Raw genomic sequence first — 21040 nt, forward strand, 5'->3', positions numbered from 1 at the left:
AGCGGTGCCCTTGCGTCTCCTTCTCGTTCGTCACGGTCTCAGCAGCTTCAATGTGGAGCGAAGGATCCAGGGGCGCGACGATCTCTCCACACTCACCGCGACCGGACAGGATCAGGCACGCCGGCTCGGGCAGGCACTCGCGGACGTTCCCATCAACGCGGCTTACAGCTCGCCGCTGAAACGGGCCGCATCCACCGCAACGGGAATTCTGGACGCCCGCAATGACGCACTCAGGCCAAACCTCGATGAAGGCCTTCTGGAAATTGACCTCGAGCCATGGAGCGGTCTGACGGCGGACGAACGTTCCGAGCGTTTCCCTGAACAGTTCGCCACGTGGAAACGGAATCCGGAAGCCCTGGAACTGATCAGAAAGGACGGCTGCTCATACCGTCCTTACGAGGAACTGATGCAGCAGGCGAACAGCTTCCTTGAGGAGCTGATCAGACGACACCCTGTCACCGGCGATGAGACTGTGCTGCTTGTGGGTCACAACGCCATCCTGCGTTGTCTGATCGTGAGTCTGCTGGGAGATCCGCAACAGGGCTTCCGACGACTACGCCTCGACAATGCATCACTGTCCGTCTTCAATCTCATCCCGCATGACAATGGCCATCAGGTGCAGATCGAGTGCCTGAACAGCACCGCGCATCTGGAGCCACCACTGCCCGGGAAAGGCAGCGGATCACGTCTGATCCTGGTTCGGCACGGCGAAACGAACTGGAACAGGGAAGGTCGCTTCCAGGGCCAGATCGACATTCCCCTCAACAGCAACGGGCATGCACAGGCGGAGGCGGCGCGGGGGTTTCTGCAGAACGTGTCGCTGCAGAAGGCCTACAGCAGTTCGATGTCGCGCCCCCGGGAAACAGCTGAGGGGATTCTGAAATCGCATCCTGGTGTCTCCATCACACTGACGGACGGTCTGATGGAAATCGGCCATGGTCTCTGGGAGGGCAAGCTTGAGTCGGAGATCCAGGCGGACTGGGGCGATCTGCTGGAAGCGTGGAAACGCACACCTGAGAGGGTGCAGATGCCTGAAGGGGAAACCATCCAGGACGTCTGGACACGCTCCGTCGACAGCTGGAACGCAATCGCCTCAGATCTCGATGCCGCTGAGACAGCCCTCGTGGTGGCCCATGACGCAGTCAACAAAACGATCCTCTGCCATCTCCTTGGCCTCAGCCCCGCCGATATCTGGTCCGTGAAACAGGGCAACGGAGGCGTCACTGTGGTCGACATGCCATCCGAACCGGGGCAGCCTGCAGTTGTTGCCTGCCTGAATCTCACCTCCCACCTCGGCGGTGTGCTCGATCGCACGGCGGCAGGAGCGCTCTGACACTGAGACCGATGACCGAGATGATCCTGCTCGACCCTGTGAGGGTGCTGGTCGGCTCCGACCAAGCTCTGCAGGAGCGAGGTGCAGCTCTCCTCCACGGCGGATGTCTCGAAGCACTCGGCGAACCTGCCCGCGAAGCGGCTCGATCAGCTGGGATCAGCCCAAGGGATGCAGGACATCAGCTGCTCGCTCCCTGCCTCGTCGATGCCCATTCCTTTCTCCCCGATCCGTTTCAGGGCCAGTGCGAAACCCTGGAAAGCCTCTTGCGTTCCGCCGCTGCGGGGGGGTACGGACAGATTGGCCTGCTGCCTGAGGCCTCTGGCGGCCGTCGTGAGCAACCGGATCGGCTGCGTGGTTTTCAACTGGCTGACTGTGACGTTGCTGTTCATCTCTGGGCAGGCTTCAGCCGGGAAGGGCGTGGCGAACATCTGACTCCCCATGCCGACCTGATCGAAGCCGGAGCCGTCGGCCTCTCGGATGGCGCGATCATGCCGCCGGTCCCCTTGCTCGAGCGTGCTCTCACCCTGGGCGAATCAGGATCATCACCTGTTCTGATCCCGCCCCTGGATTTGGTTCTGCGTGGAGAGGGTCTGCTTCGGGAAGGCCCAGAAGCTCTGAGGGCAGGCTGGCCCACCGACCCGCCAAGCAGTGAAACCCTTCCTCTGATTCAACTCGGCCAGCTGCAGCAGGAGCACCCGGAGCGCAATCTGGTGCTGATGGGAGTGTCCACGGCGGTGGGGGTTGAGCTCCTGCAACAGCTGAAGGCACCGCCAGCAGCAACCGTGAGCTGGTGGCACGTGTTGACAAGCACCGCGTCGAGTGCAGCGACGGCAGCCTCGTGGTTTGTGTCACCGTCTCTGGGCAGCGAAAGAGACCGCGATGCCCTGATCGAAGCCCTTCGACGCAACCTGATCCAGGCGGTGGCAGTGCATGCCTCACCGCTGGATGATGAAGAGTGCCTCCTGCCTCCCGATCAACGCCTGCGCGGAATTGCCGGTCATCAACATGTTCTCCCATCTCTCTGGCAAGCCCTTGTGGAGTCTCGCGGCTGGAGCACCGAACGCTTGTGGGACGTGCTCAGTTTCGGGCCTTCCCGATTAATGGGGATTGATGAGGAGCGCCTGACAACGGGTAGCCGTCGCTGGCTTCTGTTCGATCCGGATGTGGTCTGGACACCCTCTCGCTCGGACGCGGATGCCTCGAGGGCGGCCAATCAGCCATGGATCGACAGGCCTCTGCAGGGACGCGTTGTGGAGTGTGGACTCAGGACCCCAGCGATCCAAGGCGATTGAACGGCCAGAACCTCCAGAGAGCACGGCCGATGATCTGATCCTCAGGAAGGAAAGGCCCCCCTGGCCAGTAACGGCCGTCCCAGCTGTTGCTGCGGTTGTCACCAAGCGCAAGCACATGGCCCTCAGGCACAGTGACATTCAGGGTTCGGCAGAGGCTCATCCCCTGTTCATCAACAGGGCAGTATCTGGTGACGTAGGGCTCATCAACAGGATCGCCGTTAACACGCACCTCGCCCCGGGGGTTCACAGAGACCTGATCTCCACCGACTGCAACAACCCTTTTGATGTAAGCGTCGCAGGCAGGATGACCGAGGCCGGGGATCAAACCCAGCAAGGGGAAATTGGCGAGCGCACAGCGAAATGCAGGGGGCGAGCCAGCGGTGTTCAACGCCGGATCGAAGGCATGCGGTGAGTTGAACACAACAATCTCGCCACGGCGTGGGCCCCGCGTTGTGTAAGAGAGTTTTTCCACCAGCAGCCGGTCCTGGATCTGAAGACCGGGAAGCATCGAACCCGAGGGGATGAAGCGCGCCTCCGCCACGTAGTGACGGATTCCCAGATACAACGCCAGGGTGAAGATCACAGGGCCCCAGAAATCCCAGAACGGGTGTCCTTTTTGGCCCTTGGACTTGGAGGAGGACGAAGACGGATCCGCTGGAGAATCAGCCTGTGATGGCGGAGCGTCGTGCTGGGCGTCTGGCAACGGGAACCTGAATGGCCGTAGGCCATCCAAGATAGGCCTGTCGGCGATGGCCACCTAGCCTCAGATCAGAACGCTCACACCCATGGTCAGACCTCGGTGGCAAGGTGTGAAACCTTCCGCAAGCCGTCGCTTCTGGCTTGGCTGGGACCGCATGGTCGCCGGAATCGCAGCCCTGAATCTGGCGTGGGTGGTCTTCGATGTGACCTACGTGCCGCTGCGCAACTTCTGGCTGCAGCGAACATTGTTTCCTCTGCCTTCCATCAGCGTGGCTGTTCCGCTGCCATGGCTGCCGGACATCACGCCCCTCTACGACCCGGTGAAGGGAATAGAGCCCCATCGGGACACTGAAACCTACATCCAACAATTTGAACGGTTGGAACGCATTGCCGCGGCCGACGGAATCAACAGCCCTGCCGCGAAGCAGCTGCGGCTGGAAATGGTGGTGCGCAACAGCCAGCTGATCGATGAGAACCCCTTTGTCAGTTCAGCCAAAACAGGAACTCTGGAAAAACTCAAGAGTCGCCTGAGGGCCAGGGCGGGGATGGATTCAGCCAAGCAATCCGCTGCTCATCTGCTTGGCGACCGTTACCTGACGGATGAGAAATGGGACGCTGAGAAAAGGTTCTGGCACAAGAGCATTCTTCCTCTCGCTGCCACCAATTACTGGCGCGGAACAGATGAAAACGGGCAGCCAATCGATCTGTCCTGGAGGATCGATCTTCCCTTCCAGATTCTTTTTTTGCTGGACATCATGCTGCGTGCCATCCGACTGAAGCAGCGCTACCCGGCGATCGCCTGGCGAGACGCACTGTTGCGCCGCTGGATTGATTTACCGCTGTTGATTCCGTTCTGGAGACTGCTGCGAATCGTGCCCGTCACCGAACGCCTCTCCAGCGCTCGCATGATTCAGCTGGAACCCCTCAGGGCGGCAGTCAGCCGCGGAGTGGTTGCTGTACTTGCACTGGAGCTGTTCGAAGTGATCACTCTGCGGATCCTCGATACCGCCCAGGATGCGATCCGCTCACCCCATTGGCCCGAGAAGATCCGGCGGCTCTGCAGTCACCAGAGCATCGAATCGGATGGCGAACGGGAACTCGCTGAACTGCTGCGCCTGTGGCTTCCGTTGGTATTGACCCAGGTGGGGCCAGGCATGCGTCCCCAGCTGGTGGCTCTCGTGAGTCATGCTCTGCGACGCAACCTCGAGGAGTCCGGGGTTCCTGCACCGCTTCGATCGCTGCCTGGAATCGGCAAAGCCGAGGCACAGCTCAGTCATCAGCTGTCGATCGGACTCGTTGATTCCCTTCTGAATCTTTCCCGTAACGCTGGAGATCGCCTGGCTCAGAAAGATCCGCTGCTTCAGGATTTGGGGGTTCAGACCGTTGATCGGTTCTGGGAAGAACTGGCCAGAACTCTCGAGCAGGGTCCAGTGCTGGAACGCAGCCAGGAGCTTGTGGCGGCATTTCTCGAGGATCTCAAGAGAAGCAGCATGGATCAACTGAGGCTGCAGAGGAATGTCGATGAGCTGATCACGGAGCTTGATGGTTTGAATTTCAACTCAACAGCAACTCAGACCAGACATCGGGCTTGAAACCCACAAGAAAACTGCCGTCCGGACAACACACGAAAGGACGCTTGATCAGTTTTCCATCGGCTGCCAGAGCTGCCAGGGCTTGATCGTCGCTCATGACCTTGACCGCCTCGGCTCCCAGTGCTCTGTAACTCTGTCCGCTGGTGTTGAACAGCGGCTTGACCTGACCGAACTGCTCGTAGGCCTTGCGCAGGAGAACAGACGATGGCGGTGAAAGCGTGATGTCAATCACCTCGAAATCAAATCCCTGGTCTTCGAGCCACGAGAGCGCTTTTCGGCAGGTGCTGCAGCGGGAATAGCTGAAGACTTTGTAGTCCGCCACGTTCACCGACCCAGAAGACTTTTGACAGCACCGATGAGACTGTTGGAACCCTGACCCACCCCATCGCCCGGGCAGGTGCGGACCGTGACGTCTCCATTGACAGTGGTCCGACAACTGAGGCGGTAGTTCGCCGGCCTGTCAGACAGGTACACCTCTTCGACATCACTGAGGGGAGAAAGGTTCTGAGCACCTTCAAGCACTTCGATGACGCAGGTTCCACACTGACCAACACCCCCACAGTTATTGAGGTTGTTCAGACCTTTGTAAGGGTTGACTCCTGCGGCAAGAGTCGCTTTGCGCAGGTTGGCACCGTCAATGCAACTGACCTGCTGGCCTTCCTGCTCAAAACGGATGGTTGGCACGGATCGATCACACGTAAATGTCACTTAATTTACAAGCCTTCAGCTCCTTGTGAGAGTCTTCCGGCGGTTTGATCAGAGAAATGCCTGAGACAGGGCTCATCAAAGATTCAGCCTGAAGCCGCTTCAACGCACGTTTCCAGGAGTGGCTGAACCGCATCAACATCACGCCAGCCGCCGATTTCCGTCACGCGGCCCTCCATGTTCTTGTAAGTGCGGAAGAACTCGGCCACGTCCTCAAGCTGACTGGGAGCGATCTGAACAATGCTCTGAATGCCGCGCTGGCGTGGGTCAGCTTCAGGAACACAGAGAATCTTCCCGTCGTAATGCCCCATGTCGTGCATATCGAGCACACCGATGGGGCGTGCCTGAATCAGACATCCGGCAAAGGTGGGTTCAGCCATGATCACCATGGCATCAAGTGGCGAGCCATCCTCGGCAAGGGTGTTGGGAATGAACCCGTAATCAAAGGGGTAACGCACAGAGGAATGAAGGACACGATCCAGTGCCATCACTCCAGCATCCTCAAAATATTCATATTTATTGCGGCTCCCGGCAGGGATCTCAACGATCAGGTTGACCAGCCCTGGAGACGGAGATGGAGAAAGAGCCCTGAGGTCCATGACTCTCCTTGGCGGTGACAGAGGAGTGAGTGGGGCGGTCGGTTAGCACTGCAGCCAGCGGAACGCCAAGTCCTGTGACGGCAAGTGTGAACCCGAGAACGGCAAGAGCGGGTATGGCCACGAACTGCGCTGCTTGCGCTGAAGACTGGGGGGCAGGCTCAGGGTCCATTCAGTGGTGGTCGGGGGCATCCCGGACTTCTCACCTGGGGCACAGAAGTCATTCAGAACAACCGGAGGTCGATCTGCCGGGAGAGTGAGATGGGATTACATGGAATCCTGGCTCGCGTTCATTCTGACACCTCTGCAAGCCTTATGCAGCAGGACGATCCTGACGGTCACGCCTTGAGGCGAGATCGGATGGAGCTTCGGGCAGACCGTCCAGACGTGATCGGATCAGACGCAGCTCATCAAGAATCGCTCCGAGCACCTGTTGCGTTGCAGTGGACGGTGAATTAAGAACTTCAACCGTGACTTCCTTGATCCTCAGAACATCCTTCGCGAAACGGGCGACTTCATTGGGGTGAAAGAGAAGCGGGTCTTTCTGATCGCTTCGGTACTCAGGATTGAGCTTGCGGGGATTGAAAGGTGGATTGAGATTACGTGGATCAGTATTGGTGTAGCGATAGACAGAGGCACGCGATCGATTCAATGATTTCTGAACATCATCGATACCAACCAATGCATCCGACTGGGAAAGAACGGCGCCAGCATCACTTCGAAGATCCGAAGAATCAATCGCGGCCGGTACTGAAACTTCGATCGGCCGAGGAAACATGAGACAGCGCTGGGACAGCTTGGATTTCGCAGAACATAGCAGCTGAGACTCAGGACGCCAGCATCGATCACAGCCAAAGTGACAGTTCCCGGATCGACCGTTTTCTTGCTGGTGATAGCTTCCAGACCCCGTTGATAAATTCCTGTCATGCGCGTCTCCCGCCTGTCGCTGGTGACGTTGAGGAACGTGCCTGCGGACGCTGAGATTCCGTCTCATCAACTACTCGTTCGCGGTGGATACATCAGACGCGTTGGACCGGGTATCTACGCCTACCTGCCGCTGATGTGGCGAGTGTTGAGGAAGATCAGCACCATCGTCCGTGACGAACTTGACAGGCTTGGAGCACTCGAGACCCTGCTTCCACAGCTGCAGCCAGCTGAGCCCTGGGAACGGAGCGGTCGCTGGCAGGGCTACACCGCTGGAGAGGGAATCATGTTCCACCTGGAGGACCGACAGGGACGTCGCGTGGGCCTCGGCCCCACCCACGAAGAGGTTGTGACAGAACTGGCCGGAGAACTGCTGCGCTCCTACAAGCAATTGCCTGTGACGCTGTATCAGATCCAGACAAAGTTCCGCGATGAGATCAGGCCTCGCTTCGGCCTCATGCGCAGTCGTGAATTCATCATGAAGGACGCGTATTCCTTTCACTGCGACGAAGCGGATCTTGAGAGGACCTACGTGCAGATGGCCGCTGCCTATGCCCGGATTTTCCAGCGCTGCGGTCTTGATGCAGTGGGCGTGGATGCCGACAGCGGCGCGATCGGAGGCGCTGCATCCCAGGAATTCATGGTGGTGGCGAATGCCGGCGAAGACCTGATCCTTTCCACCCCGGACGGCAGCTATGCCGCCAATCAGGAGAAGGCGGTGTCGATTCCAGACTCAGCGGATGCCCTACCTGAGGGCGAGGAGCGAATGCTGGAAACGCCTGGTCAGATCACAATTGAGGATCTCTGCTCCGCCAACGGGCTCTCAGCCGGTCAGACCATCAAGGTGCTGGTGCTTCTGGCCCGCCTTGAGGATGGAAGGGAACAGCCTCTTCTGGTCAGCCTGCGCGGGGACCATGAGCTCAACGAGGTCAAGCTGACCAACGCCGTGACCCGGCAGCTGGGCTTGTCCGCGCTGGACATTGCGCCGATCACCGGGGACCAGATCCGCCAGCAGGGCCTGGCGGCTCTGGCCTTCGGCTCCCTCGGCCCCGATCTGGAGGATGCGGCACTGAAGGGCGCCCGTAGCTGGGAGCAGCATTTTATGAGGCTGGCGGATCCATCAGCACTGGACCTCAAGCGTTTTGTCTGCGGTGCCAACAGCGCCGATCAGCATCGCTGGGGAGCCACCTGGGACTCTGTACCCGATCAGATCCGAACCGACATCCGTAACGCCAGGGCGGGAGAACGATCTCTGCATGACCCCGAGCAAATGCTGCAAGAGCGCAGAGGAATCGAGGTTGGTCACATTTTTCAGCTGGGAGACAAATACTCCGATGCACTCGACGCCCGGTTCACCGACAAGGAAGGCAAGCAAACTGCCCTGTTGATGGGTTGCTATGGAATCGGCGTCTCGCGACTTGCTCAGGCCGCCGTGGAACAGCACCACGATGATGCGGGAATCTGCTGGCCGCTGAGCATCGCGCCTTTCCAGGTGATCGTTGTTGTCGCCAACATTCAAGACAGCACCCAGCTTGCTCTGGGTGAGTCTCTATATGGCTCGCTGCAGGCTGAAGGCGTTGAAACGCTGCTGGATGACCGCAGTGAGCGTGCGGGCGTCAAATTCAAGGATGCCGACCTGATCGGAATTCCCTGGCGAATCGTTGTGGGTCGCGAAGCGGAAGCAGGACGGGTCGAGGTTGTGGAACGATCCAGCAGCTCAAGCAACAGCCTCTCGCATCAGGATGCCCTGAGCTGTGTGCTCAAAGCGGTGTCACCCGGATCCTGAACCAGCGCTGCTCAGCCTTAAAGTTCCTCAAACATCTCCTGCCATGCGAATCGCGCTGCAACGCCTCAGCCGCCAACTCAGGGTGCTCACCCTGGCCCTGTGCCTTGGCCTTTCTCTGCTGCTCACAGCCTGCGGAGACTCTGTGTCAACACTGACAGGCGACTACGTCGAGGACACCGTGGCAGTTGTTCACTCACTGCAGACAACGCTGGCACTGCCGTCCGATGCCGAGGATCTTCAGGCTTCCGAACAGGAAGCGCACGACCTGATCAATGACTACATGTCGAGGTATCGGCCGCGCCCGCGGGTGAATGGCCTCAGTTCCTTCACCACGATGCAGACGGCGCTCAATTCCCTTCAGGGTCACTACAACACATACACCAATCGTCCGGTCCCTGAGGCTCTTCGCACACGTGTTGAGAAAGAACTCAGCAAGGCGGAGAAAGCGGCTCTGAGAGGCACCTGACCACCGAGGCTTCCCAGCTGCCAATCACAATTCCGCAACTCTTTTTGACCCCAGGCAGGTGGATCTGAGAGAGTGGTGGATTGTGCAGAATGGCGGCTTCGGGCCGCGGTGTCTTTGGCCAATGTTGTCGTCATCGGTGCGCAGTGGGGTGACGAAGGGAAAGGAAAAATCACGGATCTCCTGAGCCGGTCAGCTGATGTCGTGGTGCGTTATCAGGGCGGCGTTAATGCTGGCCACACCATCGTTGTTGATGATCAGGTTCTGAAGCTGCACCTGATTCCCTCTGGAATTCTGTATCCCGACACCGTCTGCCTGATCGGCTCCGGCACGGTGGTTGATCCCAAGGTGATGCTGGGCGAACTCGACATGCTGATCGAGAACGGAATTGATATCGGCGGCCTGAAGCTCGCCTCCACCGCGCATGTGACCATGCCTTACCACCGCCTGCTCGACCAGGCGATGGAGAAGCAGAGAGGCGACAGGCGCATCGGCACCACGGGGAGAGGCATCGGTCCCACCTACGCCGACAAATCCCAGCGCAGTGGGATTCGCGTGATCGACCTTCTCGATGAAGCGCGACTGCGCGACCGTCTCGAAGGGCCCCTCAACGAAAAGAATCAGCTACTGCAGACCATCTATGGCGTTGAACCGCTCGATGCAGAAGCTGTGATCAGCGAATATCTGGCCTACGGCAAACGTCTGGCTCCCCACGTGGTGGACTGCACCAGGGAGATTCACCAGGCAGCCAGAGGCCGCAAGAACATCCTGTTCGAGGGCGCACAGGGAACTCTGCTTGACCTGGATCACGGCACCTACCCCTACGTCACCTCCTCCAACCCAGTATCCGGTGGTGCCTGCATCGGAGCCGGGGTTGGACCGACCCTGATTGACCGGGTGATCGGCGTGGCCAAGGCCTACACAACCCGGGTCGGAGAGGGACCGTTTCCCACCGAGCTCGACGGCAGTCTCAACGACCATCTCTGCGACCGGGGAGGTGAATTCGGCACAACCACCGGCCGGCGTCGGCGCTGTGGATGGTTCGACGGTGTGATCGGACGCTACGCCGTGGGGGTGAACGGTCTTGATTGCCTGGCGATCACCAAACTCGATGTACTCGACGAACTTGATGAACTTCAGGTGTGTGTGGCCTATGAGCTCGATGGCGAAAGGATCGAACACTTTCCCTCCTCTGCCGAGGCGTTCGCCCGCTGTCAGCCGATTTTCGAGACGCTCCCCGGCTGGCAGTGCTCCACCGCCGAATGCCGCACACTCGAAGATCTGCCGGAGAAAGCCATGGCCTACCTGCGCTTCCTGGCCGACCTGATGGAGGTCCCCATTGCCATCGTCTCGCTGGGAGCGGGGCGCGACCAGACCATCGTTGTCGAGGATCCGATTCACGGACCCAAGCGGGCTCTCCTGAGCGCCTGATTCCGGCAGCCCCCGTCAGGGCGTAAGACTGCCGCAATTAACAACGATTTGCTCATGGCCGATTCCCCCCGTTTCCAGCCCGACGCGTCCCTGGATGTGGTCGGCATCGGCAACGCGATCGTTGATGTGCTCGTTCAGACCGAGGACGGCTTTCTCAGTGAGCGCGGACTGCAGAAAGGAGGAATGTGCCTGATCAATGAGCAGCAGGCGGAGGAGCTCTACAACTCAAGCGGTCCTGGACTGGAAACCTCAGGCGGCTCGGTGGCCAACACCATGGTGGGCATCGCTCAGCTTGGTGGTCGAACGGGCTTCATCGGCCGGGTGCGTGATGACCAGCTCGGATCAATCTTCAGCCATGACATCCGCGCCGTGGGAGCCCGGTTCGAGACGCCTGCCGCCACCATCGGCGCCACAACAGCCCGCTGTCTCATCTATGTGACTCCCGATGCGGAGCGCACGATGTGCACCTATCTCGGAGCATCCACTCAGCTTGAGCCTGAAGACCTTGATCTCTCCATGGTCAAGGAGACCAAGGTGCTCTACCTGGAGGGCTACCTCTGGGACAGCCCTGCAGCCAAGCGGGCCTTCATCGCTGCTGCGGAGGCCTGTCGTGCGGCGGGCGGACGTGTCGCTCTCTCCCTCTCGGATGGTTTCTGCGTGGATCGCCATCGCGAAAGCTTTCTCGATCTGGTGAACGGTCACGTGGATGTGCTGTTCGCCAACGAAGTTGAGATCAAAGCTCTTTATGAGACTGAGGACTTTGATACGGCCATCGACAAGGTGCGCGGTTGCTGCTGGGTGACGGCGGTCACCCGCGGCAGCGAGGGATCGGTTGTGCTCAGCGGAGAACAGCGCTGGGACATCGGCATCTACGGGCTCGGCGAACTGGTCGACACCACGGGCGCGGGTGACCTGTATGCCGGCGGTTTTCTGCATGCCTTCACCCAGGGTGATTCGCTGGAGCGCTGCGGACAGCTGGGAGCCCTCTGCGCCGGGCAGATCGTCACCCAGCTGGGCGCTCGCTCCCAGGTGTCTCTTCCTGATCTGATCAAGGAGCATCTGAACTGAGCGCACTCATTGCCCATGCCGCATAGGCAGCTCCGGCCTGAGCTGCCATCTGGAGAATTTCAGGAGTGTCGTAGCTGTGCAGCGACTCAAGGGCTGCAAGCAGTTCCTCAAGTCGCTGCGGACTGGTCTTGATCAGCAGTTGCACCTCCTGCGAACGCTCAATCTCTCCCTGCCAGCGATAGCGGGACTGCACCGGCATCAAGCTGACGCAGGCGGCCAGCCGGCGTTCGATCAGTGTCTCGGCGAGCCGCTCGGCCCTGGTCTGGTCAGCCTCCGTGGTGAGGATCAGTCGCAGATCCGTTGACATCGCCATCGAGCTTTCGGCACAACTGGTTCACGCTATGGACAGCGTCAACACTGAGCAGCGGTTCCGGTCGTTTCAGCTTCCAGAGGCATATGCAGTGTTTGCGGGACAGCTCGCTCCAGAGTTGATCAGCAGCTCCGCCCGACTGCCGACAGACCACGTCGGTGATCTCCCAGCGACGACACAGTGCGGCCTCCAGCCCCCCGCTGCGCTCACCGCTTCCCGGTCTCAACACCGCCAGCTGCTCCCCGGACAAGCCGGCGAGACCGGCATGACGAATGGCTTCAGCGGTGGGAAGCACCCGGGCATGAACACGGGCTCCCGCGAGCCTCGCTGCGGCAGCTGCGGCAGCCAGCTGACGCGCTCCAACAGCGAGAAGCAGACGATGGCCAGACAGGGCACAGCCGGCAAGATCCTCAACCCTCGCCAGCAGTGATCCCTCGTCCACGGCATGGTCAGGACGCTCGAATCGAATCAGCGGCAGATTCTGCAGAGAGCAGACCGAGCGCAGCTCAGCACTGATGGTCAGGGCGAATGGATGCGTTGCATCCACCACCTGTGTCACTCCCACAGCCGCCAGATAATCACTGAGAGAGCCCTGGGACGGGAACGCTCCCACATGCAACTCATCGAGCAGCATTCCCGCATAGGCCCTGGACGCAGCTGTGCTGACAACGCTGACGCTGACGCGGTGACCTGATTCCAGCAGTGCCCTGGCGATGGAAGGGCCCTCACCTGTGCCGGCAAACACCAGCACATGGTTCATGCGATTCCGCCAGCGGTGCATCAAGATGGCGCTCACTGACCAGGCCGAGGATGAATCACTGCGTACTTGAAGTGGATGTTCTTCAGGCTCCCACCTTGCGCTACACCCAGGACAACCAGACACCGATCGCAGAGATGGAGGTCGGTTTCGATGCGCTGCGCCCCGATGACCCAAGAGGCCAACTGAAAGTGGTGGGCTGGGGCAATCTTGCCCAGGACCTGCAGAACCGGGTGCAGGTCGGACAGCGACTGCTGATCGAAGGTCGGCTGCGGATGAACACGGTGCCCCGCCAGGACGGCACCAAGGAAAAACGTGCCGAATTCACCCTTGCCCGGCTGCATCCGGTGGCCGGTGGAAGCGGCCCCGCTGCTCAGGCCCAGTCATCAGGCACCGTTCCCGGCATGCGAGCGGAAGCAGCAGCAACTCCGGCTCCCACCCCTGCGAAGGAACCTGCCGCGCAATGGAACACCGCTCCTCTGGTCCCTGACACCGACGACATCCCGTTCTGAACGACAGGAACCCTGTTCAGTGCTGCTCGGTGCCTGAGCTGAAATGTTCGGAGGCGCGCTGAAGCAGCTGGCCGAGCTCCCGCTCGAGTGCTGCCAGATCCAGGCGGAACTCCTGCCATCGCCCCCGGTCAATCTGTTCCAGCAACCACGCCCTGTCCTGTTCAAGCTGCTGGATCAGCGTCGCTGCATCCTCCGGCTGGCTCTGGTCTTGGTCTTGCGATCGGATGCTCTCCATCGGCTGCGGCCGCAGGCCCATCCATCCTGCCCCCCACACGGTCAGAATGGCGCCACTTCCAATGCCGCATGAACGATCTGCTCTCGCCAGGAAGCCTGGTCACCATCGCCGGTGGGGTGCTCACCGTGGTCGGCTCAATTGCCTACGCCTCCGGAAATGCCAACCTCAGCCTGCCGACGATTTTCTATGGCATTCCGATCCTGCTGGGCGGTCTGGCCCTCAAATCATCCGAACTTCCACCCGCCCGGCGCATCACGCCGAAATCTCAGCTGAAGAATGAGCGGCAAGCTGCCACTCCTGAGCTGGGGAAGCTTCTCGGCGACGTCACCCGCTGGAAGTATGGCCAGAAAGCCCATCTTGAAAGCTCGCTGGAATCTCTCAAGCTGTGGGACGAGGACAAACCACCGCAACTGCTGGAGATCGAGGAGATCTGCCCGAGCGGCCACTACGGCCTGCGACTCCGTTTTGCCTGTGAGGCCGTTCCCATCCAGCTCTGGCAGGAGAAAAGAAATCGTCTGAGTCGATTTTTCGCCAAGGGATTCGAAGTGACCATCACCCCGCTGAAGGGTGACCGTCTGGACCTGTTCCTGCTGCCGGTGGGTGTTTCAGCCTCCGACAAGCAGGCTGACGCGAGAGAAGGTGACTCTGGAGAAACTGACTCTGGGGAAACGGTGAATGGATGATGCCCTCCGGGTCTCCGTTCTGAGTGAGGCCCTCCCTTACATCCAGCGATTCGCCGGCCGCAGGATCGTGGTCAAATACGGCGGCGCCGCCATGGCCCATGCCGAGCTGCAATCGGCCGTGTTCAGAGATCTGGCTCTGTTGTGCAGTGTGGGAGTTCAGCCTGTTGTCGTTCACGGCGGCGGGCCTGAGATCAATCACTGGTTGAAGCGACTCGCCATTGCCCCGGAGTTCCGGGACGGCCTGCGCGTCACCGACGCCGAGACGATGGACGTCGTCGAAATGGTCCTGGTCGGCAGGGTTAACAAACAGATTGTCAACGGACTCAACAGGCTTGGTGCCAGGGCGGTCGGCCTCAGCGGCAGCGATGGCAGCCTGGTGGAGGCACGCTCTTGGGGGGATGGCAGCCACGGGATGGTCGGTGATGTGGCCAGGGTCAATCCCGATGTGCTCGAACCTCTGCTGGAGCGTGGGTATGTTCCGGTGATCTCCAGCGTGGCCGCCAATCTCGACGGAGTCGCACACAACATCAATGCCGACACGGTGGCCGGCGAAGTTGCCGCCGCTCTCGAAGCCGAGAAGCTGATCCTGCTGACGGACACTCCTGGAATCCTCCGCAACCGCGAAGATCCGCGATCGCTCATCCGTCAGCTCAAGCTTTCAGAGGCCAGGCAGCTGATTCATGACGGCGTGGTGGCCGGTGGCATGACACCCAAGACCGAATGCTGCATCAGGGCACTTGCCCAGGGGGTGTCCGCTGCCCACATCGTGGATGGGCGGGTCGCCCATGCTCTTCTTCTGGAGGTGTTCACCGATGCGGGAATCGGCACCATGGTGGTGGGTCGCAGCTGAGGGATGAGCACTGGGCTATCGGCAGCCGAGCGGGCACTTGAACGTGGTGATTACGGCTTGTGTCTGCGCCTTCTGGAGCCCCTCGCCGAAGCCAGCCCGATCACGGAGCCCGAGGGGGCGGCCATCCGGATGGTGATGGTGACGGCCTGGATGGGGCAGGGCGAGGAGCGCAAGGCGATTTCCACCTGTCGTCTGCTCACACGCTGCAAGGACCCTGATCTGCGCAACCGGGCCCGTCAGCTGCTGAGTGTGCTTGAGGCTCCGAGCCTCGAGCGTCCGGCGCGCTGGTCGATGCAGCTGCCGACACTCGACATGACTCCCCGTGTCGGGAAAGGTACCGTGACTGGCCGCCGCAGACGTCGACCACCGCCACCACCGCCACCACCGACGGGCCCAACTCAGGCACCATCAGCGGGGTTCGCGGCACTGGTGCTAGCGGTTCTGCTTGGACTGACCCTGCTGCTCAGCGGCTGCGTGCGCGTGAGTGCAGGAATTGACCTGGCCGGTCCGGATCGCCTGACGTTGGACTGGCGGATCAACAGTCTCAGTGGCCACAGTCTTCCCTGGCAGCAGAACTTCGCGAAGGCGCTGCGACAGGAAGGTCTGGGCTGGACGGTGAATCAGAGCCGAGAAGGTTCTTTGAACCTGGTCAGTCCGACCGTTGGAGCTGAGCGGGCCGCCACATTGCTGCGCAGCAGTGTGGAGCTGGCGGGACGCAGCGCCGGCCTGAACCTTCCCACCCCGGATCTGTCGGTCGTGGAAAGGAACTGGCTGATCGGGGTGCAGCAGCAACTGAACCTGCGGCTCGACCTCTCGCCTCTCGCGGAATTCCCAGCCGGTGATCTGCAGATCAGCATCACACCCGTGCGTGATCTCAAACAGGTGAACAGCAGTCCCATGACGGGGCGCTTGAAGGGGAATGGTCTGCTCTGGACACTCGAAAGCGGAACCATCAACACGTTGCAGATCCGGCGCTGGCAGTGGAGTCCTCTCGGCCTGGGCAGTGTGCTGATAGGCCTGTTGCTGTTGCTGAGCTTCCTGCTCCAGTCAGTGCGTGTTCGCCTCGGCTACGGCTACCCCGAACTGCCCTCATGATTCAAAGCTGCAGGGGATCCGGGTCAACAGCAAGGGAAACGTCTTTGGGGAGACCTTCCCAGAGCCTGGTGCCGGCAGGCAGAGGAATCTCAGTGTCCTTGGGGCCATGCAGAAGCAGTTGCCAGCGGCTGCGTCCCGCCACCCGAGCGACCGGCGCCGGTGCAGGGCCGAGCAACTGCCAGCCTGCGGCGGTGCAGCCTGCGCGAATCCTTTCAGCCAGAAGGGTTCCTGCAGTTGCGGTGTCGCTGGCTGACTGACCCGAAAGACGAAGCAGACAGGCCCGCGCGAAAGGCACAAGGCCTGCCTCACGACGCAGAACCGATTCCTCCTCCAGAAAGCGTTCGTAACGACCATCAACCAGATGACGGATCACCGGATGGTCCGGGCTGTAGGTCTGGACCAGCACCTCTCCTGGTTTTTCCGCTCGCCCGGCTCGACCCGCGAGCTGGAGCAGAAGCTGCAGACACTGTTCTCCAGCTCTCAGATCAGGCCGATGCAGCAGGCCATCGGCGGCAAGCACCGCTGCCAGAGTCACTCGCGGCAGGTCCATCCCCTTGGCGAGCATCTGGGTCCCGACAAGCACATCGGCCTCACCATCGGCGAACTGGGCCAGCAGCCTGCGGTGACCATCCCGACCTCCCGTGGTGTCCCGGTCGAAGCGCAGCAGGCGCAGATCACCGAGTTCCTCTGCCAGCCGCTCCAGCACCCGCTGTGTGCCGGCTCCGAAAGGCTTGAACGCCAGAGACCCGCAGGACAGGCAGGACGGCGTTATGGGCGCTCGATGATCACACCAGTGGCAGCGAAGCCACTGCTGGGAGCCGCGGTTGCCGTGAACGGTTAGAGGAACGTCGCAATGGGGACACATCACCACCTCTCCGCAACTGCGACAGCTCAGAAAGGTGCTGTATCCGCGCCTTGGCACCAGCACAACCGCCTGTTCGCCCTTCTCAGGCAGCTGTGCCAGACGATCCATCAGAGCACGGCTGATCAGGCGTTTGTTGCCCTCAGCCAGCTCATGGCGCATGTCGATGATCCGCACGGGGGGCAGTGGCTGACTGGAAATCCGCGAGCGCAGCCGGGCAAGAACCAGCGGGCCGTGGGGCTGCAGACGACTCCAGCTCTCAAGCGACGGTGTGGCGCTGCCCAGCAGAAGACGGCCGCCCTGCAGCCTCACCCGCTCCGCTGCCATCTCCCTTGCGTGATAACAGGGCATCGGCGAGTCCTGTTTGTAGGAGTTGTCATGCTCCTCATCCAGCACCACCAGACCCAGCGGACGCAGCGGCAGAAACACCGAGGACCGCGTGCCCACCACCACAACCGCCTCGTCGCTCTCCAGACAGCGGCGCCAGGCGCGAACACGCTCGCTGGCTGTGCAACCGCTGTGATACTCCAGCACCTGCGCTCCAAATCGCTGGCGGCAACGATCCACCAGCTGAGGGATGAGGCCGATCTCCGGCGTGAGCAACAGAACATGACGGCCGGCTTCAAGTTCGGACGCTGCCAGCTGCAGATAGACCTCGGTCTTGCCAGACCCAGTGATACCCCAGAGCAGCAGTCCCCCGCCCTCAGGAATGGACCGAAAAAGAGTGATCACCGACTGCTGCTCGTCAGTGAGTAGGCGCGGTGACTCCAGCACAGTGGCGGAAACATGCGCAGCTCCCGTTCTCCTGAGTTCAGACTCCGGTTTCTTTTGCCGCCGGATCAACCCCTTGGCCTCAAGGCTCTGGATGGTGCCTGATTGGAAGCCCTGGGAAAGCAGAACGCGTTGCCAGGCTCCTCCGCCTCTGCGTTCAAGCTCTTCCAGCATCTGGCGTTGCCTTGGGGCTTTCGGCATCGCGGAGGGTCCGGAAGATTCACAGCGCTCAACCCACCAGAGCCGTCGCACGGAGGACACCGCGCTCGGCCGCTGGCCCAGCCATCCCGGTGGCAATGCCGCCTTGAGCATGCGGAAGGAACTGGTGTGGCAACGTGTCGCCATGGCATCGAGCCACGACCGCCAGGATGGATCCACTGCAGCTCGCTGCACCAGCTCTTCAACGGGGCTGAGCTCAACGGCACTGCTGACAGAGGCTTTCACCTCTGACTGGATCGGCCTGCACGCCGTCACCAGCCCATGCAATCGACGTCCTCGCAGACGGACCGCAACAAGATCCCCAAGTCCCACTCCGAGACTACGGCTGTCGCAATAACTGAAAGTCCGCCCATCCCGACCGGCCTCCAGCCAGACATCGACCTCTGAAACCGACTGCACTGCAGTGGAGCTGGAGGATGGATCGACGGGGGTTGCCGACATCACATGTTTTTCTTAAGATACAGATGTTGGACAGCTCAAAAGCTGTTGTCGGAACAGAGCAGAGTTCCGTCCAGTGGGAAGACACGAAGCTCGAGCCAGGGTTTATCCCGACGGCCGACCGGTCTGCGAACGCCCCTGACAGCCCTGCCCCTGACCAGAGCCCACCAATCGAATCACGATCACCGATCTGAATCGGCTGCATCCTTGTTTATGGGAGATCCGATCCCGGTGATGCGCCGCCAGGCCGAGCTTGGTTGCGTTCCAGTTGACTGAGTTAATTCCGTACACCCTCACCATCCCGATCCTCATGAGTCCTGCTGCGAGCAAGTCAGCCCAGCCCAAGGCTGCCTCATCCAAGGCGGCTTCATCCAAGGCAGCACCGTCCATTGTGATGCTGGCGGATTCCAAGGGACTGGCCAAGGGTGTGAGCAAGACAGCCAAACCGGCATCGAAATCTTCAGCCGCGAAGAGCTCAACGGCGAAGCCCAAGGTCAGCAAAGCCGCTGCGAAGGCGAAACCGGCGGCAAAGAGCAGTGCCACCAAGAGCGCATCAGACACCAAAACAACCAAAGCAGGCAAAAGCACGAAAGCTTCCGCTGCTTCCAGCCGGGCCAAGACGTCGGCTGCCGCGAAGCCCGCTGATCTCGATGCGGCAGCTGATCAGTTGCTGGCCAAGGCCGCGGGCAAGTCAGCAGCGGGAGGAAAAACCACTGCAGGCAAGGAGGAGAAGGCCAAAGCTGACGCCAAGGCGAAGGTTCTTGCCAGCATCAAGGTCGGACCCAAGGGGGTTTACACCGAGGATTCCATCAGGGTCTATCTGCAGGAGATCGGCCGTATCCGCCTGCTGCGCCCTGACGAGGAAATCGAACTGGCAAGAAAAATCGCCGACCTTCTCTACCTCGAGGAGCTGGCTGCCCAGTTTGAGAGCGACAACGGCCGTGAACCCGATAACAAGGAATGGGCTGCTCTGGTTGAGATGCCGCTGATCCGCTTCCGGCGTCGACTGATGCTCGGCCGCAGGGCCAAGGAAAAAATGGTTCAGTCGAATCTGCGGCTGGTGGTGTCGATCGCCAAGAAATACATGAACCGGGGCCTGAGCTTCCAGGATCTGATCCAGGAAGGCAGCCTCGGCCTGATTCGCGCCGCCGAGAAATTCGACCACGAAAAGGGTTACAAGTTCTCCACCTACGCCACATGGTGGATCCGCCAGGCCATCACACGGGCCATCGCGGATCAGAGTCGAACCATTCGTCTTCCTGTTCACCTCTACGAGACGATCTCCCGCATCAAGAAGACCACCAAGGTGCTCAGTCAGGAGTTCGGTCGCAAACCGACCGAAGAGGAGATTGCGGAATCCATGGAGATGACCATCGAAAAGCTCCGCTTCATCGCCAAGAGCGCCCAGCTGCCGATTTCTCTAGAGACTCCGATCGGCAAGGAGGAGGATTCCCGGCTCGGGGACTTCATCGAAGCCGACATTGAAAACCCCGAACAGGACGTAGCCAAGAATCTTCTGCGTGAGGATCTCGAAGGCGTGCTCGCCACCCTCAGCCCGAGGGAGCGCGATGTGCTCCGTCTCCGCTATGGCCTCGACGACGGACGCATGAAAACACTCGAGGAAATCGGCCAGATCTTCGACGTCACCCGTGAGCGGATTCGTCAGATCGAAGCCAAAGCCCTGCGGAAGCTGCGGCACCCCAACCGCAACGGGGTTCTGAAGGAATACATCAAGTAATCATGTCTGTTGATCCAAAGGCCCCGGAATCCCCATCTGAGCAGGGAATCCGGGGATTTTTGCTGACTGAATGTTGGCTGATCATGGAGAAACAAACGCGGCAATTTGTCAGGAGCTGAAATAAAACAGCGTTACAAAGCTCCATTGATCGACGTCAGAACAATGAAATCACCCCTGATTTCGATGAGCTTCTCTCAGTGTCTTTCCAGGCTTGAATAAAACAAATAAGCCCCACAGAAACAAAGGCACTAAAACCAGCAACACGTATACGCCCATCTGTGGTGACTGATCAGGAGGCACCGGCAGCTGACTAAGAATGTAAACCGGCACTAACCACCAAGGCCTGAGGCCAATATCATTAAGCCGTCGAATATCGACAGGAACCATAAGCACAAACGAAGAAATCGTCGTCAAGGAGAGATTGTCGTCCCAGTTCTCCTAGGTGACATCCAAGCCCGCCAAAAAGCACAAACTGATATTAAGACCAAATATCACTAGAACTACCAGCAATCGCCTGAGTATCTCTTTTAAATAATCAAGCCTGCCGAATTCACCTCTCCAGTCGAAAAATTTAGGCAGTTCCATCACGACCATCTTTTGGGTTCATTGTAGATTGACTGAATAGGCATTGATTGGCAATGCGAACTCTGGTACCTGAGCAGATTAGTTATTGACTGGCGA

General features: G+C 60.1%; 23 protein-coding genes. 12 read left to right on the forward strand and 11 right to left on the reverse strand.

What is annotated here, in order from left to right; all coding sequences use genetic code 11:
* Positions 1 to 4 precede the first annotated feature (4 nt).
* Entirely contained in the window at positions 5 to 1333 is a 1329-nt protein-coding gene (locus SIB56_RS07385) for a histidine phosphatase family protein (RefSeq protein WP_413326919.1), read from the forward strand.
* An 11-nt stretch (positions 1334 to 1344) separates the two neighbouring features.
* Positions 1345 to 2625 carry a dihydroorotase gene (locus SIB56_RS07390; protein ID WP_413326921.1) on the forward strand — a complete coding sequence of 427 codons (1281 nt, stop codon included), beginning with the start codon at positions 1345 to 1347 and terminating at the stop codon, positions 2623 to 2625.
* Here SIB56_RS07390 and lepB read toward each other — a convergent pair.
* Complete coding sequence (lepB, locus tag SIB56_RS07395; RefSeq protein ID WP_413326923.1) at positions 2597 to 3328, reverse strand: signal peptidase I; 732 nt, start codon at positions 3326 to 3328, stop codon at positions 2597 to 2599. The genes SIB56_RS07390 and lepB overlap by 29 nt on opposite strands.
* An 82-nt stretch (positions 3329 to 3410) precedes the next feature.
* On the opposite strand from lepB, the gene SIB56_RS07400 reads away from it, so the two are divergent.
* Positions 3411 to 4916, forward strand: a complete 1506-nt coding sequence (locus SIB56_RS07400; protein WP_413326925.1) for a hypothetical protein — start codon at positions 3411 to 3413, stop codon at positions 4914 to 4916.
* On the opposite strand, the gene SIB56_RS07405 is transcribed toward SIB56_RS07400, so the two are convergent.
* The 5 genes from SIB56_RS07405 to SIB56_RS07425 all read right to left on the reverse strand — a co-directional run bounded on the left by SIB56_RS07405 (position 4879) and on the right by SIB56_RS07425 (position 6995).
* A complete protein-coding gene (locus tag SIB56_RS07405; RefSeq protein ID WP_413326927.1) occupies positions 4879 to 5238 on the reverse strand; it encodes a Spx/MgsR family RNA polymerase-binding regulatory protein in 360 nt (119 codons plus the stop codon). The genes SIB56_RS07400 and SIB56_RS07405 overlap by 38 nt on opposite strands.
* Positions 5239 to 5240: 2 nt before the next feature.
* The gene (locus tag SIB56_RS07410) at positions 5241 to 5600 is read right to left on the reverse strand and encodes a 2Fe-2S iron-sulfur cluster-binding protein (protein ID WP_413326929.1); all 360 of its coding nucleotides are present in this window, start codon (positions 5598 to 5600) and stop codon (positions 5241 to 5243) included.
* A gap of 107 nt (positions 5601 to 5707) precedes the next feature.
* On the reverse strand, positions 5708 to 6220 hold the full coding sequence (locus SIB56_RS07415; protein WP_413326931.1) for an inorganic diphosphatase: 513 nt from the start codon (positions 6218 to 6220) through the stop codon (positions 5708 to 5710).
* The gene (locus tag SIB56_RS07420) at positions 6162 to 6389 is read right to left on the reverse strand and encodes a hypothetical protein (RefSeq protein WP_413326934.1); all 228 of its coding nucleotides are present in this window, start codon (positions 6387 to 6389) and stop codon (positions 6162 to 6164) included. Before SIB56_RS07420 ends, SIB56_RS07415 begins: the two co-directional genes overlap by 59 nt.
* Before the next feature lie 141 nt (positions 6390 to 6530).
* Entirely contained in the window at positions 6531 to 6995 is a 465-nt protein-coding gene (locus SIB56_RS07425; RefSeq protein ID WP_413326936.1) for a resolvase, read from the reverse strand.
* Positions 6996 to 7142: 147 nt separating this feature from the next.
* Between SIB56_RS07425 and SIB56_RS07430 the strand changes: the two genes are divergently transcribed.
* The 4 genes from SIB56_RS07430 (at position 7143) to SIB56_RS07445 (ending at position 11889) form a co-directional block, all read left to right on the forward strand.
* Positions 7143 to 8927 (forward strand): proline--tRNA ligase, encoded by a 1785-nt coding sequence (locus SIB56_RS07430; RefSeq protein ID WP_413326938.1) that lies wholly within the window; start codon positions 7143 to 7145, stop codon positions 8925 to 8927.
* Positions 8928 to 8970: 43 nt separating this feature from the next.
* A complete protein-coding gene (gene psb27, locus SIB56_RS07435) occupies positions 8971 to 9393 on the forward strand; it encodes a photosystem II protein Psb27 (RefSeq protein WP_413326941.1) in 423 nt (140 codons plus the stop codon).
* A gap of 108 nt (positions 9394 to 9501) precedes the next feature.
* The gene (locus SIB56_RS07440) at positions 9502 to 10821 is read left to right on the forward strand and encodes an adenylosuccinate synthase (RefSeq protein ID WP_413326943.1); all 1320 of its coding nucleotides are present in this window, start codon (positions 9502 to 9504) and stop codon (positions 10819 to 10821) included.
* A gap of 54 nt (positions 10822 to 10875) precedes the next feature.
* A complete protein-coding gene (locus tag SIB56_RS07445; RefSeq protein WP_413326945.1) occupies positions 10876 to 11889 on the forward strand; it encodes an adenosine kinase in 1014 nt (337 codons plus the stop codon).
* Here the strand turns inward: SIB56_RS07445 and cutA are convergent.
* Both cutA and SIB56_RS07455 read right to left on the reverse strand, forming a co-directional pair.
* Positions 11870 to 12196 (reverse strand): divalent-cation tolerance protein CutA, encoded by a 327-nt coding sequence (gene cutA, locus SIB56_RS07450; RefSeq protein WP_413326947.1) that lies wholly within the window; start codon positions 12194 to 12196, stop codon positions 11870 to 11872. The two genes, SIB56_RS07445 and cutA, sit on opposite strands and share 20 nt — an antisense overlap.
* Positions 12156 to 12995: a precorrin-6A/cobalt-precorrin-6A reductase gene (locus SIB56_RS07455; protein ID WP_413326949.1), complete on the reverse strand. Its 840-nt coding sequence runs from the start codon at positions 12993 to 12995 to the stop codon at positions 12156 to 12158. Before SIB56_RS07455 ends, cutA begins: the two co-directional genes overlap by 41 nt.
* 14 nt (positions 12996 to 13009) lie before the next feature.
* Between SIB56_RS07455 and SIB56_RS07460 the strand changes: the two genes are divergently transcribed.
* On the forward strand, positions 13010 to 13468 hold the full coding sequence (locus SIB56_RS07460; protein ID WP_413326951.1) for a single-stranded DNA-binding protein: 459 nt from the start codon (positions 13010 to 13012) through the stop codon (positions 13466 to 13468).
* Between the two features lie 16 nt (positions 13469 to 13484).
* Here the strand turns inward: SIB56_RS07460 and SIB56_RS07465 are convergent, their stop codons facing one another.
* Positions 13485 to 13703: a hypothetical protein gene (locus SIB56_RS07465; RefSeq protein ID WP_413327211.1), complete on the reverse strand. Its 219-nt coding sequence runs from the start codon at positions 13701 to 13703 to the stop codon at positions 13485 to 13487.
* Between the two features lie 68 nt (positions 13704 to 13771).
* Between SIB56_RS07465 and SIB56_RS07470 the strand changes: the two genes are divergently transcribed.
* Genes SIB56_RS07470 through SIB56_RS07480 form a run of 3 tightly spaced genes read left to right on the forward strand, consistent with a single transcriptional unit; the run spans position 13772 to position 16331 of the window.
* Positions 13772 to 14386, forward strand: a complete 615-nt coding sequence (locus tag SIB56_RS07470) for a DUF2854 domain-containing protein (protein WP_413326953.1) — start codon at positions 13772 to 13774, stop codon at positions 14384 to 14386.
* On the forward strand, positions 14379 to 15236 hold the full coding sequence (gene argB / locus SIB56_RS07475) for an acetylglutamate kinase (RefSeq protein WP_413326955.1): 858 nt from the start codon (positions 14379 to 14381) through the stop codon (positions 15234 to 15236). The genes SIB56_RS07470 and argB overlap by 8 nt, the downstream gene beginning before the upstream one ends.
* A 3-nt stretch (positions 15237 to 15239) precedes the next feature.
* Entirely contained in the window at positions 15240 to 16331 is a 1092-nt protein-coding gene (locus SIB56_RS07480; protein WP_413326957.1) for a DUF3153 domain-containing protein, read from the forward strand.
* A 1-nt stretch (position 16332) separates the two neighbouring features.
* On the opposite strand, the gene priA is transcribed toward SIB56_RS07480, so the two are convergent.
* Complete coding sequence (gene priA / locus SIB56_RS07485; protein ID WP_413326959.1) at positions 16333 to 18624, reverse strand: primosomal protein N'; 2292 nt, start codon at positions 18622 to 18624, stop codon at positions 16333 to 16335.
* 307 nt (positions 18625 to 18931) lie between these two features.
* On the opposite strand from priA, the gene rpoD reads away from it, so the two are divergent.
* Positions 18932 to 20359: an RNA polymerase sigma factor RpoD gene (gene rpoD / locus SIB56_RS07490; protein ID WP_413326961.1), complete on the forward strand. Its 1428-nt coding sequence runs from the start codon at positions 18932 to 18934 to the stop codon at positions 20357 to 20359.
* 168 nt (positions 20360 to 20527) lie between these two features.
* Here rpoD and SIB56_RS07495 read toward each other — a convergent pair whose 3' ends face one another.
* The gene (locus SIB56_RS07495) at positions 20528 to 20773 is read right to left on the reverse strand and encodes a hypothetical protein (RefSeq protein WP_413326964.1); all 246 of its coding nucleotides are present in this window, start codon (positions 20771 to 20773) and stop codon (positions 20528 to 20530) included.
* Positions 20774 to 21040: the final 267 nt, after the last annotated feature.

The sequence above is a fragment of the Synechococcus sp. MIT S9503 genome (genome assembly GCF_047304175.1).
In the GTDB taxonomy this organism is placed as follows: Bacteria; Cyanobacteriota; Cyanobacteriia; order PCC-6307; family Cyanobiaceae; genus Synechococcus_C.

What these genes read in the sequence shown, in the direction of transcription:
- SIB56_RS07390 (WP_413326921.1), top strand. Translation starts at nt 1,345, where the DNA reads ATGACCGAGATGATCCTGCTCGACCCTGTGAGGGTGCTGGTCGGCTCC.
- SIB56_RS07400 (WP_413326925.1), top strand. Translation starts at nt 3,411, where the DNA reads ATGGTCAGACCTCGGTGGCAAGGTGTGAAACCTTCCGCAAGCCGTCGC.
- SIB56_RS07415 (WP_413326931.1), bottom strand. Translation starts at nt 6,220, where the DNA reads ATGGACCTCAGGGCTCTTTCTCCATCTCCGTCTCCAGGGCTGGTCAAC.
- SIB56_RS07420 (WP_413326934.1), bottom strand. Translation starts at nt 6,389, where the DNA reads ATGGACCCTGAGCCTGCCCCCCAGTCTTCAGCGCAAGCAGCGCAGTTC.
- SIB56_RS07425 (WP_413326936.1), bottom strand. Translation starts at nt 6,995, where the DNA reads ATGTTTCCTCGGCCGATCGAAGTTTCAGTACCGGCCGCGATTGATTCT.
- SIB56_RS07430 (WP_413326938.1), top strand. Translation starts at nt 7,143, where the DNA reads ATGCGCGTCTCCCGCCTGTCGCTGGTGACGTTGAGGAACGTGCCTGCG.
- psb27 (WP_413326941.1), top strand. Translation starts at nt 8,971, where the DNA reads ATGCGAATCGCGCTGCAACGCCTCAGCCGCCAACTCAGGGTGCTCACC.
- SIB56_RS07445 (WP_413326945.1), top strand. Translation starts at nt 10,876, where the DNA reads ATGGCCGATTCCCCCCGTTTCCAGCCCGACGCGTCCCTGGATGTGGTC.
- cutA (WP_413326947.1), bottom strand. Translation starts at nt 12,196, where the DNA reads ATGTCAACGGATCTGCGACTGATCCTCACCACGGAGGCTGACCAGACC.
- SIB56_RS07460 (WP_413326951.1), top strand. Translation starts at nt 13,010, where the DNA reads ATGAATCACTGCGTACTTGAAGTGGATGTTCTTCAGGCTCCCACCTTG.
- SIB56_RS07465 (WP_413327211.1), bottom strand. Translation starts at nt 13,703, where the DNA reads ATGGAGAGCATCCGATCGCAAGACCAAGACCAGAGCCAGCCGGAGGAT.
- SIB56_RS07470 (WP_413326953.1), top strand. Translation starts at nt 13,772, where the DNA reads ATGAACGATCTGCTCTCGCCAGGAAGCCTGGTCACCATCGCCGGTGGG.
- argB (WP_413326955.1), top strand. Translation starts at nt 14,379, where the DNA reads ATGGATGATGCCCTCCGGGTCTCCGTTCTGAGTGAGGCCCTCCCTTAC.
- SIB56_RS07480 (WP_413326957.1), top strand. Translation starts at nt 15,240, where the DNA reads ATGAGCACTGGGCTATCGGCAGCCGAGCGGGCACTTGAACGTGGTGAT.
- priA (WP_413326959.1), bottom strand. Translation starts at nt 18,624, where the DNA reads ATGTCGGCAACCCCCGTCGATCCATCCTCCAGCTCCACTGCAGTGCAG.
- rpoD (WP_413326961.1), top strand. Translation starts at nt 18,932, where the DNA reads ATGAGTCCTGCTGCGAGCAAGTCAGCCCAGCCCAAGGCTGCCTCATCC.